This window comes from Streptomyces sparsogenes subsp. cuspidosporus (assembly GCF_039532705.1).
GTDB lineage: Bacteria > Actinomycetota > Actinomycetes > Streptomycetales > Streptomycetaceae > Streptomyces > Streptomyces sparsogenes.
This window is the reverse complement of sequence record NZ_BAAASD010000019.1, coordinates 36,131-51,241: the sequence shown is the minus strand read 5'-3', so window position 1 is coordinate 51,241 and position 15,111 is coordinate 36,131. Positions and strand designations below refer to the sequence as shown.

Here is a 15,111-nt window from a genome sequence, read left to right as displayed (position 1 = left end):
CGTCAGGCGGCGAGGGCGGCGCGGCCCGCCACGGCCACCTTGGCGCTCTCGGCGACCCGGCGGCCGAGGTGCTCGGCGGTGGCGATGTCGGCCTTGTGCACGCCCTCCGGGCCCTGGTCGTTGTTCGACTGGGCGGCGGCGCCGAGGAAGAAGCCGAGGCGGTTGAGGTCGTTCTCGGAGGCCTCGGAGCTGTTCCAGCCCGGGTGCAGTCCCAGGCTCACCCAGCTCATGCCGTGCTGGGCCGCGAGCACCGTGAAGAACTGGAGCGTGTGCAGCTTGTCGCCGCTCTTGGACGCCGAGTTGGTGAAGCCGGCCGCGAGCTTGTCCTTCCACGCCTGGGTGAACCAGCGCTTGGAGGACTCCTCGGCGAAGGCGTGGAAGGCGCCGGACGCGGTGCCCATGTAGGTGGGCGAGCCGAAGACGATCGCGTCCGAGGCGTCGAGCAGGGCCCACTGCTCGTCGGTGATCTCATCGACCTTGATCAGGTGGACGGTGGCGCCCTCGGCGGCCGCGCCGTCGCGGACGGCCTCGGCGAGGACGGAGGTGTGGCCGAAGCCGGAGTGGTAGGCGATGGCGATGACGGGGGTGGTCACGGTGGGCGCTCCTGAGGCGTCGTACACGGCGAAATGACTCCCCCAGAGAAGCACTAACTTATCGAAAGCGCAACCTAAGAGTTAGCGCTGCAGGGAGGTATGCTCATGTCATGGAGAGTGACTGCGTCGCGCCGACGAGCGCCGGAACGGCAGCGGACGACCTGGCCTTCGACGTGTTCGCCCGCGCCTGCCCCTCACGGGACACGCTGGAGCACATCACCGGCAAATGGGGCGGACTGACCCTGGGGGCCCTCAAGGAGGGCAGCCTCCGCTTCAACGAGCTGCGCCGCCGGGTCGACGGCGTCAGCGAGAAGATGCTGTCCCAGACGCTGCACGCGCTGGAGCGCGACGGCCTGGTGCACCGCGAGGCCCAGCCGGTCAACCCCCCGCGCGTGGACTACGAGCTGACCCCGCTGGGCCAGGCAGTCGCCGAGCGGCTGCTGGCCCTGATCGACCTCGTCGAGGACCGCATGCCGGAGGTGCTGACCGCCCGGGCGCGCTACGACGAGGAGCGCGACGCCACGGCGCGGGGCGCGGCCACCACCGGGCGCGGCGGTCGCTGACAGCGCGGGCAGAAGTAGCTGGAGCGGTTCATCCACGGGCGGCGCCGCAGCGGCGTGGCGCAGCGGCGGCAGGGCTCGTTCTCCCGGCCGTACGCGTCCAGGGAGCGCTCGAAGTACCCCGACTCGCCGTTCACGTTCACGTACAGGGAGTCGAAGCTGGTGCCGCCGACCGCCAGGGCGGCGCTCATGACCTCGCGCACATGGTCGAGGAGTTCGGCGCTGCGCGAGCGGGTGAGGGTGGCCGTCGGCCGGTCGTAGTGCAGCCGGGCGCGCCACAGCGCCTCGTCGGCGTAGATGTTGCCGACCCCGCTGATCAGCGACTGGTCGAGCAGCGCCCGCTTGAGGGTGGTGCGGCGGCGGCGCAGCGCGGCGTGGAAGGCGGCCTCGTCGAAGGCGGGGTCCAGCGGGTCGCGGGCGATGTGCGCGATGGCGGCCGGCAGCCCGTCGGCCGCGCCGGGGACGGCCTCGTGCAGCGAGAGGCCGCCGAAGGTGCGCTGGTCGACGAAGCGCAGTTCGGTGCCGACGGAGTCGGCGAAGCGCACCCGGATGCGCAGGTGCTTCTCGTCCGGGGCGTCGTGCGGCTGGACCAGCAGCTGGCCGCTCATCCCGAGGTGGGCCAGCACCGACTCCTCGCCGTCCTCCAGCGGCAGCCACAGGTACTTGCCGCGGCGGCGGGCCACCCCGGGGCGGCGGCCGCCCAGGCGGGCGGCGAAGTCCTCGCCGCCGCCGAGGTGGCGGCGCACCGCGCGCGGGTGCAGCACCTGCACCTCGGCGATCGTCCGGCCGCTGATCCAGCGCTCCAGACCGCGGCGGACCACCTCGACCTCGGGCAGCTCGGGCAACGGGGGCCTCCCTGTACGACGAAGACCTCGCCCTCCCCGCGGCCGTCGCGGCCGGGCCGCGCTCGGTCACGGGGAGGGCGAGGAGGGTTGGTTCAGTGTGCCGCGCCGGCCGGGTCGGCGGCCTCGCCGTCCGAGGCCACGGCGGTGCCCTCGGCCGCGGCCGCCTCGGCCTTGGCCTTCGCCTCGTCCGCCGCGGCGCGGATCGCGCGCCAGGCGGCCTCGGCCGCCTGCTGCTCGGCTTCCTTCTTGCTGCGGCCGGTGCCGGTGCCGTACGCGACACCACCGACGCGGGCGGCAGCCGTGAAGGTCTTCTCGTGGTCGGGTCCGGTCTCGGAGACCAGGTACTCGGGGACTCCGAGCCCCTCGGTGGCGGTCAGCTCCTGGAGGCTGGTCTTCCAGTCCAGGCCCGCGCCCAGGTTGGAGGACTTCTCGATCAGCGGGTCGAAGAGCCGGTGCACCAGCTCGGCGGCGGCGTCGAGCCCCTTGTCGAGGTAGACGGCGCCGATCACCGCCTCGAGGGTGTCCGCGAGGATGGATGCCTTGTCCCGGCCCCCGGTGCCCTCTTCGCCCCGGCCGAGCCGGATGAAGGCGCCGAGGTCGAGGCCGCGGCCCACCTCCGCCAGCGCGCGCGAGTTGACCACGGCCGCCCGCAACTTGGCCAGCTGGCCTTCCGGCAGGTCGGGGTGGATGCGGTACAGCGTGTCGGTGACCACCAGGCCGAGCACGGAGTCCCCGAGGAACTCCAGGCGCTCGTTGGTGGGCAGCCCGCCGTTCTCGTACGCGAAGGAGCGGTGGGTGAGCGCACGCACCAGAAGGGCGGACTCGAGCTGGTACCCGAGCCGCCCTTCCAGAATCGTGTGGGACGAGGCCGTGTCCGCCTTGGCCGGTTCTCCCGCGCGCTTGCGGGGAGTCGTGTGGGCGTCCGACATAGAGCCTGTCACCCGCCGATCAGACCTCGAGGACCTGGCGGCGGTTGTAGGTGCCGCAGCTCGGGCACGCGATGTGCTGCAGCTTCGGCTCGTGGCAGCGCTCGCACGCCACCAGGGTGGGGACCGCAGCCTTCCACTGCGACCGGCGGTGGCGCGTGTTGCTGCGCGACATCTTCCGCTTCGGAACAGCCACGGCTACTTCTCCTGTGGGTCGTCCCCGCGCTCGCGGGGTGCGTTGTCCTTCTCGCCGTCCGACATGGCCTCGGCGAGTCCCTGCAGTGCCGCCCAACGGATGTCGGCGGCGTCGTGATGGTGGTCCGGGTCATCCGCGAGCCGCGCGCCGCATTCGGCGCACAGCCCGGGGCAGTCCTCCCGGCACACCGGCTGCAGCGGCAGTGACAGCACCACCGCGTCGCGCAGCACGGGCTCGAGGTCGAGCAGGTCGCCCTCGAGGAAGAGAGTGTCCTCGTCTTCGGCGTCGTCGCCGGTGTCCGCGAAGCGGCTCCGGTCGTCGGCGTCGGGGTAGGAGTACATCTCCTGGAAATCCGCTTCGAGCTCCCGCTCCAGCGGCTCCAGACACCTTACGCACTCCCCTGTCAGCGGCGCACGGGCGGTGCCTGTGACAAGCACCCCTTCCATGACCGACTCCAGGCGGAGGTCGAGCTCGACGGTCACGCCCTCCCGGACCCCGATGACCTCGATGCCGAGATCCTTGGAGGCCGGGACCGAGCGGGAGAGCTTTTTGAGCGCACCGGGACGACGGCCCAGCTCGCGTGTGTCGAACACGAGAGGGGCGCGGTGGTCGAGGCGGGCGTTCAGGGCTTCCTGCTTTCTACGGCTGTGGCGGGCCACCCGATGCTGGTATGAAGCGGGCAGCCGAGATCGCGGACGTAGCGCGACCGAACAGCCAGGATACTGGACCGGCCGCCGTAGACCCAATCCGCCTCCGGAGCGGGGGCTCTCCGGGGCGGGGATCCCCGGGGCGGGCGGGGGTCAGCGGCCCTGCTCGTACTGACGCAGCTGATCGAGGTCGATCATGCTGGTGTCGAACAGGCTGGTCTCGTCGAGGGCCGCGGCCGGCTGCTGGTGCTGCTGCTGATGCGACTCGTGGTGCTGGTGCTGGTGCTGCGGCTCGTGGTGCTGCGGCTCGGGGGCGTAGCCGCTCGGGTCGTACTGGGGCTGCTGCTGCCAGCCGTACGCGTCCTGCTGCTGATAGCCGCCCTGGGCCGCGTACGGGTCCTGCTGCTGCACATAGCCCTGCTGCTGGTAGCCGTACGCCTCCTGCTGCTGGTATCCGGCCGTGGCCGCGTAGTACGAGGCGTCTGGCGCCGGCTCGGGGCGCGCCACGGGCACCTGCGCCTGGGACTGGGCCAGGTCCGCGAGGTAGTCGTCGTCGCTGGTGCGGTGGCCGAGCGGGGCGGAGGCATCCTGGGCGGCCAGGTGCGCGCCCAGCTCGTCGATCGCCCGCGCCCCGAGCAGCTTCTGCCGGCCCCGGCCGACCGCCTCCAGCGTCTTGCTGAGCACCGCCGAGACCGCGCCGAGCTTGGCGTCCACGTACTCGTCGGCGCGCTGCCGCAACGTCTGGGGGTCGGCGCTGCGCTCCGGCCCGTCCTCCAGGCCCTGGGCCCCGTCCTGCTCCCCGCCCGGGGAGGCGTGGCCCAGCAGCTTCTCGCGGCCCCGGTCGACCGAGCCGATGGTCTTGGTCAGCACGACCTCGAAGTTGGCGAGCTTGCTGTCGACGTAGTCGTCGGCCTCGGCGCGGATCTCCTCGGCCTCCCGGCGGGCCTCCTCCAGGATCCGGTCGGCCTCCTCCTGGGACTTCCTGGCCACCTCGGTGTCCGAGACCAGCGAGCCGCGCTGGGCGTGCGCGGACTCGATGATCCGCTGGGCCTCCTGGTGGGCCTCCTCGACCATCCGGTCCCGGCCGCCGATCAACTCCTGGGCCTGGGCCAGGGAGTCCGGAAGCGCGGCGCGCACCTCTTCGAGCATGGCGAGCAGCTCGGCGCGGTTGATCACGCACGAGGCCGACATGGGCATGGACCGGGCGTTGCCGACGGTCTCGACGATCTCGTCGAGCTTCTTCTGCACGTCCACCTTGGGTGCTCGCCACTCTCTCTTGACGGAACTTGCCGGGGGGGCCTGACGGAACTCGCCGCCGGAGCCCGAGGGAACTCGCCGGGGCCTGACGGAACTTGCCGGCGCTTGACGGAACGAACGGGAACGGACGGGAACGACCGGGGACGACTGTACGGCCAGCGGGCCCCGCCCGACACCCGCCGGCCCGGCCGTCAGCCGATCAGCGCCGGCCCAGCCGCTCGGTCAGGGCCTGGAGCACCACCGGGGGCACCAGGTGGGAGACGTCGCCGCCCCAGGCCGCGACCTCCTTGACCAGGCTGGAGGAGAGGAAGCTGTAGGTGGGGTTGGTGGGCACGAACAGCGTCTCCACCCCCGACAGACCGTTGTTCATCTGGGCCATCTGCAGCTCGTAGTCGAAGTCGCTGACCGCCCGCAGGCCCTTGACGATGGCGGGGATCTCACGCTCCTTGCAGAAGTCGACGAGAAGCCCGTGGAAGGACTCCACCTGGACGTTCCCGTACTCGGCGGTGACCTGGCGGAGCAGGTCCATCCGCTCGTCGACCGTGAACAGGCCCTGCTTGGACTTGTTGATCATCACGGCGACGTGGACGACGTCGTACAGCTTGGACGCTCGGGCGATGATGTCGAGGTGCCCATTGGTGACGGGGTCGAAGGACCCCGGACAGACTGCGCGGCGCACTGGTGGTTCCTCGCTCTCGGGTCCGGTCATGACGCGTTGTCGCACGTCGAGGCGGCGCGACCGTACCAAAGCGTGCCCTCGCCGTACCGACGGGCCCGCAAGCCCTCGAAACCGGCAGGCCACCCGAATTCCCCGCCTCGTGTGCTCCGCTCCACCGTGGCCAGCGCGTCGGGCGCGAGCCACCGGTTACCGGCGAGTGTGAGGAGTATCTCGCGGAGTTCCTCGTCGGTGACGGCGTACGGCGGGTCGAGGAACACCACGTCGTACGGGCCCGTCCCGGGGGCCGGGCCGGCGATCGCCTGCTCGGCCCGGCCGGTGCGCAGCTCGGCGCCGGGCAGGCCGAGCGCCCGGATGTTCGCGCGGATCGTGCGGGCGGCGCGCGGGTCGGACTCCACCAGCAGCACATGCTCGGCGCCGCGCGAGAGCGCCTCCAGGCCGACCGCGCCCGAGCCGCCGTACAGGTCGAGCACCCGGGCGCCGCGCAGCGAGCCGAGCAGCGACTCCCAGGTGGAGAAGAGGCCTTCGCGCGCCCGGTCCGAGGTCGGTCGGGTGCCGTTTCCCGGCGGCACTGCCAGGCGGCGGCCGCCGGCGGCTCCGGCGATCACGCGGGTCATCGGTGACGCAGTCCTTCGCGGTGGGAGGGCAGCGGCGGACCGTGTGGTGGCCGCCGCCCCTCCACGATATGGCGTCCCGGGCACTGGTCACGGCCCCCGGGTCCGTCCGGCTCCCGGTCGCGGCTTCCGGCGCCGGCCGGGCGGTCAGCCCTTGTCCAGGTACTCCTCGCGCTCCTCGTCCAGGAACGCGTCAAGCGCGGTGCGCAGCTCCGGATACCCGGTCAGCTCGGGGTCGGCGGCGACGAGGGCCGTGGCCTCCTCCCGGGCGGCGGCGATGACCTCCTCGTCGTCGATGACCGCGAGCACCCGCAGCGAGGAGCGCGCCCCGGACTGGGCCTGGCCCAGCACATCGCCCTCGCGCCGCTGCTCCAGGTCGATCCGCGACAGCTCAAAGCCGTCCAGCGTGGCCGCGACCGCGCCGAGCCGGGCCCGGGCCGGGCTCCCCTCCGGCATCTCGGTCACCAGCAGGCACAGCCCGGGGGCGGAGCCGCGGCCGACGCGGCCGCGCAGCTGGTGCAGTTGCGAGACGCCGAAGCGGTCCGCGTCCATGATCACCATCGCGGTGGCGTTGGGGACGTTGACGCCGACCTCGATGACGGTCGTGGCGACCAGCACGTCCACCTCGCCCGCGGCGAAGCGGCGCATCACGTCGTCCTTGGCCTCGGGCTGCATCCGGCCGTGCAGCACCTCCACGCGCAGGTCGCGCAGCGGGCCCCTGGCGAGCTGCTCGGCGATGTCGAGGACCGCGAGCGGCGGCCGCTTCTCGGCCTCGTCCTCGGGGGACTCGGCGGCGGACTTGTCGGGCGACCTGTCGGCGGACCTGGCGGAGGCCGAGGACGGGGCCGACGCGCGGGCCGCGTCCTTGGGTTCGTCCGCCTCCTCGCCCGTCTCGTCGCCGATCCGCGGGCACACCACGTACGCCTGGTGGCCGGCCGCCACCTCCTCGCGCACCCGCTCCCAGGCCCGCGCCAGGAAGTGCGGCTTGTCCTTCGCGGGGACCACATGGGAGGCGATCGGGGAGCGCCCGGCCGGCAGCTGGTCCAGTACGGAGGTCTCCAGGTCGCCGAAGACGGTCATGGCGACGGTCCGCGGGATGGGGGTGGCCGTCATCACCAGCAGGTGCGGCGGCTGCTTGCCCTTGGAGCGCAGCGCGTCGCGCTGCTCGACGCCGAAGCGGTGCTGCTCGTCGACCACGACCAGGCCCAGGTCGTGGAACTGGACCTTGTCCTCGATCAGCGCATGGGTCCCGACCACGATCCCGGCCTCGCCGGTGACCAGGTCGAGCAGCGCCTGGCGGCGGGCCGCGGCGCCCATGGAGCCGGTCAGCAGCACGACCTTGGTGCCCAGCTCGGCGCCGCCCAGCATGCCGCCCTCGGCCAGGTCGCCCATCATCTCGGTGATCGAGCGGTGGTGCTGCTGGGCGAGCACCTCGGTGGGCGCGAGCATCGCGGCCTGTCCCCCGCTGTCCACGACGCCCAGCATCGCGCGCAGCGCCACCAGGGTCTTTCCCGAGCCGACCTCGCCCTGCAGCAGCCGGTGCATGGGGTGCTCGGTGGCCAGGTCGGCGAAGATCTCGCGGCTGACGTCGCGCTGGCCGTCGGTGAGGGTGAACGGCAGCCGGGCGTCGAAGGCGCCCAGCAGGCCGCCCTCGGCGGGCGCGCGCGGCACCGCGGGCAGCTGGGCGTCGGTGTGGCGGCGGCGGGCGAGGGCCACCTGGAGCACGAAGGCCTCGTCCCACTTCAGGCGGTCCCGGGCGGCGGCGATGTCCGCCTTGGTGCGCGGCCGGTGGATCTTCAGCAGCGCCTCGGGGAGCTCGGCCAGCCCGCGGCCCAGGCGCAGGCTCTCGGGCAGCGGATCGACCAGGCCCTCCCAGCCGGTGGCCTCCAGGGTGTCGAGCAGCGCCCCGACGGCCTTCTCGATCTTCCAGGACTCGAGCTGGGCGCAGGCGGGATACAGCGGGCGCAGCTGGTTGGCCCACGCCTCGACGGCCGCCGCGCCGTCCTCCTTGCCGAGCATCTCGTACGCCGGGTGGGCCAGCTGGCGCACATTGCGGAAGACGCCGACCTTGCCCGCGAACATGCCGCGGCGGCCGGGGAGCAGCTCCTTCTGCGCCCCGTAGACCCCGCGGCCGAAGAAGACCAGCCGCAGCCGGCCGCTGCCGTCGGTGAGGGTGACCTCCAGGCGCTGTTTGGTGCCGCGGTCGAACTTGTGCACGCGGGCGTCGGCGACCTGCGCGACGACCGTCACATGCTCGTCCAGGGGGAGGTCGGCCAGCCGGGTCAGCTCGCCGCGCTCGGCGTAGCGGCGCGGGTAGTGGTGCAGCAGGTCGCCGACCGTGTGCAGGTCGAGGTGGTCGGCCATCACCTTCGCGGTGTTGCCGCCGAGCACTTTCTTCAGAGGTTCATCCAGCGCGGGCACGCAGTCCATTGCACACCACGGCACCGACAAGCGGGGCCGTGGAGCGAGGCTGTCGCCACGCCGCTGGGCTATTCGATGCCTATGATCAGCGGCACGCCCGGCTGGCCGCCGCGGTAGACGACCGTGTCGACCGCGAAGTGCCCCTCCCGTACGTGGCGCTCCAGCAGCTCGGCGACATCGCCGGGCACGTCCGCGCCGAGCACCAGGGTGACCAGCTCGCCGCCCGCGGCGAGCATCCGGTCCAGCACGGTCTGCGCGGTGCCCGCGAGGCCGTCGCCGATCACCGCGACGTCCCCGTCGATGAGCCCCAGCATGTCCCCCGCCTGGCACACCCCGGCCATGGTCCAGGCCTGGCGCTCGGCGACGGCCAGCTCGGCGTAGCGGGTGGCGCCGGCGGCGGAGGTCATGGCCACGACGTCCTCGTCGAAGCTGCGGCCCGGTTCGTGCACGGCGAGCGCGGCCAGGCCCTGGACCGGGGAGCGGGTGGGGATGACCGCCACCCGTACGCCCTCGGCGCGGGCCTGGGCGGCGGCGGCCGCGGCCGTGTGGCGCAGGTCGGCGTCGTTGGGCAGCAGGACGACCTCCGGGGCGCGGGCCCGCCGTACGGCCTGGGCCAGCTCCCCGGCGGCCGGGGGCTCCCCGGGGCGCGCGGTGACCACGGTCGCGCCGGCCTCGGCGCACAGGGCGGCCAGGCCCTCGCCTGGGACGACCGCGACCACGGCGCGCGGCGCGCGGTCCGCCCGGCCGGCGGGGGACTCGGGCGCGCCGCGGGCGTCCGGCCGCCGCCCGGTGTCGTCCGCCCGGGGGTGCGGGTGGGGCTGGTCGGCGTGGGCGCGGCGGGCGGCGGCCGTGCCGAAGTGGGTGATGCGGACGCGGTACGGGCGGCCCGCCTCGATGCCCGCCTCGACGGCCGCGCCCGCGTCGTCCACATGGACGTGCACGTTCCACAGCCCGTCGCCGCCGACGACCACCAGGGAGTCGCCGAGCGCGTCCAGCCGTTCCCGCAGCCGGACGACGGCCGTCTCCTCCGCCTCCAGCAGATAGATCACCTCGAAGGCGGGCCCGCCGTCGGGCCCGTCGCCGGAGGCGCCGTCGGCCGAGGTGCCGTCGGTCTGCGCCGGCCCGGCGGCCGGGCAGCCTCCCCGGGCGGCGACCGGGCCGGCGGCCGGGGCCCGGCCGGACACGGCCTGGGCGAGCGCGCCGAGGAACACCACCAGCCCGTAGCCGCCCGCGTCCACCACGCCCGCGCGGGCGAGCGCGCCGAGCTGGGCGGGGGTGGCCTCCAGGGCGGCGCGGGCGCCCTCGTAGGCGGCGCGGGCCACCGCGGCCGGGTCGCCCTCGGCGCGCTCGGCGGCGTCGGCCGCGGCCCGCGCCACGGTCAGCACGGTGCCCTCGACGGGGTGGGCCACGCCCCGGTACGCCAGCTCGGCCGCGCGCCGCAGCGCCCGCCGCAGACCGTCCGCGCCACCGTCCCGCTCGCCGTCCCCCTCGTCCCCCTGGTGGTCCCCGTAGCCGCCGTCGCCGTCCGGGGCGCCCTCGCCCTCCGCGAGGACGTCCGCCATCCCGCGCAGCAGCTGCGCCAGGATGGTGCCGGAGTTGCCGCGCGCGCCGATCAGGGCGCCGTGGGCCATGGCGCGCACCGCCTCGGACAGGCTGGGGCGGAGGGCGGTCCCGGGGGCGGCCGCGTGGCCGTCGAAGGCGGCGGCGACGGCCTGGGCGGCGGACTCGACGGTCAGATAGAGGTTGGTGCCGGTGTCCGCGTCCGCGACCGGATAGACGTTGATCGCGTCGATCTCCTCGCGGGCCCGGCCGAGCGCGTCCAGCGCCAGGGCGCACCAGCTGCGTACCGCATCGGCGTCGAGCGTGTGCGGCACGTACGTCCTCCTCGGGAGGGCAGGAGCGGGGGCGGTCATCGCAGGGTAGTCGGCACCCCGGGCATCGGTCCGGGGGGTCATGGTAATTTCGGGGTAGCGGATCGGCCGTTGTATGCTGCTCCGGTTGCCCGATGCGAATCGGGCCATTCCCCCGGCACCGCCGATCGTTTCACCGATCAGGGCGCGCCGGGCCCACCGTAAGTGTCTGTCTCCTCGCGCAAGCGGGGTTGACCCGTCTTTGGAGTAACCCGTGGCTGCCAACTGCGACGTCTGCGGCAAGGGGCCGGGCTTCGGCAACAACATCTCGCACTCGCACCGCCGCACCCGCCGTCGTTGGAACCCCAACATCCAGACGGTGCGCGCTGTGGTCGGTCGGACCCCGAAGCGGCTCAACGTCTGCACCTCGTGCATCAAGGCCGGCAAGGTCTCGCGCTGACTTCCCGCGTGGCCGGGGGCGACCCCGTTCGCGTGTCGAGTGCGACCCTTCCGGTTGCCGAGCCGGTCCACCTCGTGTGGACCGGCTTTTCGCATGCCCTTGAGCTCAGCGCCACCGCCAGCCGTGGTCGACCGGGCCGATGCCCCCGCCCAGCGGGAAGCCGGCCGCGATCGCGCCCGTGACGTACTCCTTGGCCGCCGCGACGGCCCCCGGCACCTCGGCTCCCAGGGCCAGGTACGAGGCAATGGCGGCGGCCAGCGTGCAGCCCGTGCCGTGCGTATGGCGGTTGGGGTGCCTGGCGGCCCGCAGCCAGTGCTCCTCGGTGCCGTCCGTGAGCAGGTCCACCGCGTCGCCGTCGAGGTGACCGCCCTTGATCAGCGCCCAGCGCGGGCCGAAGGCCAGGATCGCGTCGGCGGCCCGCCGCAGGTCCCGCTCCGCCGCCACCTTCACGCCCGCCAGCTGGGCGACCTCGTCCAGGTTGGGCGTGGCCACGGTCGCGACCGGCAGCAGCCGGGTGCGGACCGAGTCGAGGGCCTCCGCGGCCAGCAGGGCGTCACCGTGCTTGGAGACGCCGACCGGGTCGACCACGACCGGGGCCGGGAGGTCCGCGAGCAGCCCGGCGACGGTCTCGACCAGCTCGGCGGAGGCCAGCATCCCGGTCTTGACCGCCCCTACCCCGATGTCGTCGACGACATCGCGGAACTGGGCCCGTACGGCCTCGGCGGGCAGCTCCCACGCCCCGCTCACGCCCAGCGAGTTCTGTGCCGTCACGGCGGTGATCACGCTCATGCCGTGCACGCCGAGGGCCAGCATGGTCTTCAGGTCGGCCTGGATGCCGGCACCGCCGCCGGAGTCGGATCCGGCGACGGTGAGCACGCGGGGCGGGGTCGCGCGGGTACCGGGCGGGGGTGCGGGGGAAGTCGCCATGGCGCCGAATCTACTCGGCGCTCTTGTCCTTCCCGAAGTGGTCCCAGCCCGCGTGCGGCCAGGGCGCGCCGTCCACGGTGACCTGCGGCAGCGCCGAGGGGTTGAGCACCTCGCCGATCACCTTCCAGCGCGCGGGCAGCTTGGCGTCGGGCGGGAAGGTGGCCACGATCGCGTGGTCCTCGCCCCCGTTGAGCACCCACTGCAGCGGGTCGACGCCCACCGCCTGCCCGATGTCGGACATCTGGGAGGGGATGTCGATGTCCCCGGACCGCAGGTCGATACGGACCTTGCTGGCCTCCGCGATGTGACCGAGGTCGGCGACCAGCCCGTCGCTGACATCGGTCATGGCGGTGGCGCCGAGCCCGGCGGCCGCCGGGCCCGCGTGGTAGGGCGGCTCAGGGCGCCGGTGCGCCTCGACGAAGGCGCGCGGCGAGCGGAAGCCGCGGGAGAGCACCGCGTGTCCGGCGGCCGACCAGCCGAGCCAGCCGGTGACCGCGACCACGTCGCCCGGCTGGGCACCGGATCGGGTGACCGGTTCGTGGTTGCGCAGGTCGCCCAGAGCGGTGATCGCCACGGTGATGGTCTCGCCGCCCACCACATCGCCGCCCACCACGGCCGCGCCCGCCACCTGGCACTCGTCGCGGATGCCGTCCATCAGCTCGGTAGGCCAGGTCACCGGCAGTTCGGCGGGCACCACCAGGCCCAGCAGGAGCGCGGTCGGCACCGCGCCCATGGCCGCGATGTCCGCGAGGTTCTGGGCGGCGGCCTTGCGGCCGACGTCATAGGCGGTGGACCAGTCGCGGCGGAAATGCCGGCCTTCCAGCAGTAGGTCCGTACTGGCCACGACCCGCCGGTCCGGCGCGGCGACGACCGCGGCGTCATCGCCGGGCCCGAGCCGCACGGCCGGGGTGGTGGTGAGCCGGGAGGTGAGCTCTCTGATGAGCCCGAACTCCCCCAACTCGCCCACGGTGCCCTTCATCCCATTGCCCCTTCGCACTTGTCGCTCTCTGCCCGTCGCGCCGCGCACGCCGCGCGGGTCTCCCCGCGCCGCTCGGCGACGCGGTACCGTGGCGTCCCTTCTCCCCACATGATCCTCGTAGCCGCCCTGGAGGTTCCGTGGTACAGGCGTACATCCTGATCCAAACCGAGGTCGGAAAGGCGTCGACCGTGGCCGACGTCATCGCCAAGATCCCCGGAGTGATACAGGCCGAGGACGTCACCGGCCCCTATGACGTCATCGTGCGGGCTCAGGCCGAGACCGTCGATGAACTCGGCCGCATGGTGGTCGCCAAAGTCCAGCAAGTGGACGGCATCACCCGCACCCTGACCTGTCCGGTCGTCCATCTGTGACCCCCCGTATGCTCAAACCGTGAATTCCGCACACCGTAGCCGCCTCCGCCGCGGGGTCACCACGTCCGCGGCCGTGGCGCTGCTCGTGCTGTCGGCGGCGGGGTGCTCCCTCCTGGGCGGCTCCGACGGCTCGCTGTCCCTCGCGGTTCCCACGCCGTCGGCGAAGACGGCGGCGCTGTGCCGGGCGCTGCACAGGGAACTGCCCAAGACCGTGAACGGGCTGGAGCGGCGCGTCCCCGAGCCCGCCTCGGAGCTCACCGCCGCCTGGGGCGACCCCGCGGTGAAGCTGCGCTGCGGGGTCGACAAGCCCGCCGCTCTCACGGCCGGCACCGAGCGCTACGACCCCTACGCCGCGTCGGCCGAGATCGACGGTGTGCAGTGGCTTCCGGAGCGGCTGGACGACGGCTACCGCTTCACGACCGTGCTGCGGCAGGCGTACGTGGAGGTGACGGTGCCCGGCACGTACGCGCCGGAGGTCAACCCGCTTGTCGATCTGGCGAAAGCCGTCAAGAAGACTGTGCCCCCGGGCGTGGTCTGAGCCCCGCTCCAGGACAGCGCTCCCACAGCAGAGGGCCCCGGGCGCGCCGCCCGGGGCCCTTGTCATCGGTCAGCGCAGCCCCGTCGGGCGGCGCAGCGCGGCCTGGATGAGCCGGTCCACCAGCTCGGGATAGCTCACCCCGCTCGCCTCCCACATCCGCGGGTACATCGAGATGGGCGTGAAGCCGGGCATGGTGTTGATCTCGTTGATCACGAATTCGCCGCTGTCGAGCAGGAAGAAGTCGGCGCGGACCAGGCCCTCGCAGGACACCGCCTCGAACGCCCGCACCGCCAGCTCCCGCACCCGCGCGGTCTGCTCCTCGGTGAGCGGCGCGGGCACCACGCCGTCCGCCGCGTCGATGTACTTCGCCTCGAAGTCGTAGAAGTCGTGGGTGGAGACCGGCGGGATCTCGGCGGGCACGCTGGCCCGCGGGCCGTCCTCGAACTCCAGCACCCCGCATTCGATCTCGCGGCCGCGCAGCAGCGCCTCGACGAGGATCTTCGGGTCGTGGCGCCGCGCCTCCTCGATCGCCTCGTCGAGGCCGGCCAGGTTCTCGACCTTGGAGATGCCGATGGAGGAGCCCGCGCGCGCCGGCTTCACGAAGACCGGCCAGCCGTGGTCGCCGGCGAAGTCGACGATCTTCTTGCGCGCGGCGGCGGGGTCCTGCTCCCACTCGCGGGGGCGGATCACCTCGTACGGGCCGACCGGCAGCCCGAAGGAGGCGAACACCCGCTTCATGTAGTCCTTGTCCATGCCGACGGCGGAGGCGAGCACCCCCGCGCCCACATAGGGCACGCCGGACAGTTCGAGCAGCCCCTGAAGGGTGCCGTCCTCGCCGTAGGGGCCGTGCAGCATGGGGAAGACCACGTCGACCTCGCCGAGTGCCTTGGGCACCGCGCCCGGCTCGGCGTAGACGACCTCGCGGTTCCCCTGCTCGACCGGGAGCAGCACGGAGCCCTCGGCGGTCTCGGCGAGGCCCTCGACGCTGGGCAGCACCCGGTCCGCGATGGCCATCCGCTCGGGCTCGTCGGCGGTCAGGGCCCAACGCCCCTCGCTCGTGATCCCGATCGGCAGCACGTCGTACTTGTCGCGGTCGATGGCGCGCAGCACCGCGCCGGCGGTGACCACCGAGATGGTGTGCTCGGAGCTGCGGCCGCCGAAGACGACGGCCACGCGCGGCTTCCGCGGCTCCCCTCCGGAGGAGGGCGGGACAGGGCTGGGGGCGGGGCTCTGGCTGCTCATAACGCGTTG

The 15,111-nt window shown here is 73.4% G+C and carries 17 protein-coding genes; 4 read left to right on the top strand and 13 right to left on the bottom strand.

What is annotated here, in order from left to right; translation table 11 throughout:
* Positions 1 to 2: 2 nt before the first annotated feature.
* Positions 3 to 593, bottom strand: a complete 591-nt coding sequence (locus ABFY07_RS22545) for a flavodoxin family protein (protein ID WP_346176233.1) — start codon at positions 591 to 593, stop codon at positions 3 to 5.
* Between the two features lie 110 nt (positions 594 to 703).
* On the opposite strand from ABFY07_RS22545, the gene ABFY07_RS22540 reads away from it, so the two are divergent.
* Entirely contained in the window at positions 704 to 1,156 is a 453-nt protein-coding gene (locus ABFY07_RS22540; protein ID WP_065965142.1) for a winged helix-turn-helix transcriptional regulator, read from the top strand.
* Here the strand turns inward: ABFY07_RS22540 and mutM are convergent.
* From mutM to ABFY07_RS22495, 9 genes are all read right to left on the bottom strand, one after another.
* Entirely contained in the window at positions 1,093 to 1,998 is a 906-nt protein-coding gene (gene mutM, locus ABFY07_RS22535; RefSeq protein ID WP_346176232.1) for a bifunctional DNA-formamidopyrimidine glycosylase/DNA-(apurinic or apyrimidinic site) lyase, read from the bottom strand. The genes ABFY07_RS22540 and mutM overlap by 64 nt on opposite strands.
* Positions 1,999 to 2,090: 92 nt before the next feature.
* Positions 2,091 to 2,927 carry a ribonuclease III gene (gene rnc, locus ABFY07_RS22530; protein ID WP_346176231.1) on the bottom strand — a complete coding sequence of 279 codons (837 nt, stop codon included), beginning with the start codon at positions 2,925 to 2,927 and terminating at the stop codon, positions 2,091 to 2,093.
* A gap of 19 nt (positions 2,928 to 2,946) precedes the next feature.
* Positions 2,947 to 3,120 carry a 50S ribosomal protein L32 gene (gene rpmF / locus ABFY07_RS22525; protein ID WP_065965136.1) on the bottom strand — a complete coding sequence of 58 codons (174 nt, stop codon included), beginning with the start codon at positions 3,118 to 3,120 and terminating at the stop codon, positions 2,947 to 2,949.
* Positions 3,121 to 3,122: 2 nt separating this feature from the next.
* Complete coding sequence (locus ABFY07_RS22520) at positions 3,123 to 3,746, bottom strand: YceD family protein (protein WP_346176288.1); 624 nt, start codon at positions 3,744 to 3,746, stop codon at positions 3,123 to 3,125.
* A 174-nt stretch (positions 3,747 to 3,920) separates the two neighbouring features.
* The gene (locus ABFY07_RS22515; RefSeq protein WP_346176230.1) at positions 3,921 to 5,021 is read right to left on the bottom strand and encodes a cell division initiation protein; all 1,101 of its coding nucleotides are present in this window, start codon (positions 5,019 to 5,021) and stop codon (positions 3,921 to 3,923) included.
* A 202-nt stretch (positions 5,022 to 5,223) separates the two neighbouring features.
* Positions 5,224 to 5,703, bottom strand: a complete 480-nt coding sequence (gene coaD, locus ABFY07_RS22510) for a pantetheine-phosphate adenylyltransferase (RefSeq protein WP_065965134.1) — start codon at positions 5,701 to 5,703, stop codon at positions 5,224 to 5,226.
* Between the two features lie 26 nt (positions 5,704 to 5,729).
* Positions 5,730 to 6,317, bottom strand: a complete 588-nt coding sequence (gene rsmD / locus ABFY07_RS22505) for a 16S rRNA (guanine(966)-N(2))-methyltransferase RsmD (protein WP_346176229.1) — start codon at positions 6,315 to 6,317, stop codon at positions 5,730 to 5,732.
* Positions 6,318 to 6,461: 144 nt separating this feature from the next.
* Complete coding sequence (gene recG, locus ABFY07_RS22500; RefSeq protein ID WP_346176228.1) at positions 6,462 to 8,744, bottom strand: ATP-dependent DNA helicase RecG; 2,283 nt, start codon at positions 8,742 to 8,744, stop codon at positions 6,462 to 6,464.
* Positions 8,745 to 8,803: 59 nt separating this feature from the next.
* Complete coding sequence (locus tag ABFY07_RS22495) at positions 8,804 to 10,609, bottom strand: DAK2 domain-containing protein (protein ID WP_428836987.1); 1,806 nt, start codon at positions 10,607 to 10,609, stop codon at positions 8,804 to 8,806.
* A 250-nt stretch (positions 10,610 to 10,859) separates the two neighbouring features.
* Between ABFY07_RS22495 and rpmB the strand changes: the two genes are divergently transcribed.
* The gene (gene rpmB / locus ABFY07_RS22490; RefSeq protein ID WP_009714771.1) at positions 10,860 to 11,045 is read left to right on the top strand and encodes a 50S ribosomal protein L28; all 186 of its coding nucleotides are present in this window, start codon (positions 10,860 to 10,862) and stop codon (positions 11,043 to 11,045) included.
* Positions 11,046 to 11,150: 105 nt separating this feature from the next.
* Here the strand turns inward: rpmB and thiD are convergent, their stop codons facing one another.
* Together thiD and ABFY07_RS22480 are read right to left on the bottom strand one after the other, a co-directional pair.
* Positions 11,151 to 11,972, bottom strand: a complete 822-nt coding sequence (gene thiD, locus ABFY07_RS22485; RefSeq protein WP_346176226.1) for a bifunctional hydroxymethylpyrimidine kinase/phosphomethylpyrimidine kinase — start codon at positions 11,970 to 11,972, stop codon at positions 11,151 to 11,153.
* A 10-nt stretch (positions 11,973 to 11,982) separates the two neighbouring features.
* On the bottom strand, positions 11,983 to 12,951 hold the full coding sequence (locus tag ABFY07_RS22480) for a thiamine-phosphate kinase (RefSeq protein WP_065965125.1): 969 nt from the start codon (positions 12,949 to 12,951) through the stop codon (positions 11,983 to 11,985).
* Between the two features lie 137 nt (positions 12,952 to 13,088).
* On the opposite strand from ABFY07_RS22480, the gene ABFY07_RS22475 reads away from it, so the two are divergent.
* Together ABFY07_RS22475 and ABFY07_RS22470 are read left to right on the top strand one after the other, a co-directional pair.
* Positions 13,089 to 13,322: an Lrp/AsnC family transcriptional regulator gene (locus tag ABFY07_RS22475; protein ID WP_014176096.1), complete on the top strand. Its 234-nt coding sequence runs from the start codon at positions 13,089 to 13,091 to the stop codon at positions 13,320 to 13,322.
* A gap of 19 nt (positions 13,323 to 13,341) precedes the next feature.
* Positions 13,342 to 13,860: a DUF3515 domain-containing protein gene (locus ABFY07_RS22470; RefSeq protein ID WP_346176225.1), complete on the top strand. Its 519-nt coding sequence runs from the start codon at positions 13,342 to 13,344 to the stop codon at positions 13,858 to 13,860.
* A 69-nt stretch (positions 13,861 to 13,929) separates the two neighbouring features.
* Here ABFY07_RS22470 and ABFY07_RS22465 read toward each other — a convergent pair whose 3' ends face one another.
* Positions 13,930 to 15,102 (bottom strand): D-alanine--D-alanine ligase family protein, encoded by a 1,173-nt coding sequence (locus tag ABFY07_RS22465; protein WP_346176224.1) that lies wholly within the window; start codon positions 15,100 to 15,102, stop codon positions 13,930 to 13,932.
* Positions 15,103 to 15,111 lie beyond the last annotated feature (9 nt).

Excerpts from the sequence above, each read along its gene's own strand:
- recG (WP_346176228.1), bottom strand. The coding sequence starts at position 8,744 with ATGGACTGCGTGCCCGCGCTGGATGAACCTCTGAAGAAAGTGCTCGGC.
- ABFY07_RS22540 (WP_065965142.1), top strand. The coding sequence starts at position 704 with ATGGAGAGTGACTGCGTCGCGCCGACGAGCGCCGGAACGGCAGCGGAC.
- rnc (WP_346176231.1), bottom strand. The coding sequence starts at position 2,927 with ATGTCGGACGCCCACACGACTCCCCGCAAGCGCGCGGGAGAACCGGCC.
- rsmD (WP_346176229.1), bottom strand. The coding sequence starts at position 6,317 with ATGACCCGCGTGATCGCCGGAGCCGCCGGCGGCCGCCGCCTGGCAGTG.
- thiD (WP_346176226.1), bottom strand. The coding sequence starts at position 11,972 with ATGGCGACTTCCCCCGCACCCCCGCCCGGTACCCGCGCGACCCCGCCC.
- ABFY07_RS22465 (WP_346176224.1), bottom strand. The coding sequence starts at position 15,102 with ATGAGCAGCCAGAGCCCCGCCCCCAGCCCTGTCCCGCCCTCCTCCGGA.
- ABFY07_RS22480 (WP_065965125.1), bottom strand. The coding sequence starts at position 12,951 with ATGAAGGGCACCGTGGGCGAGTTGGGGGAGTTCGGGCTCATCAGAGAG.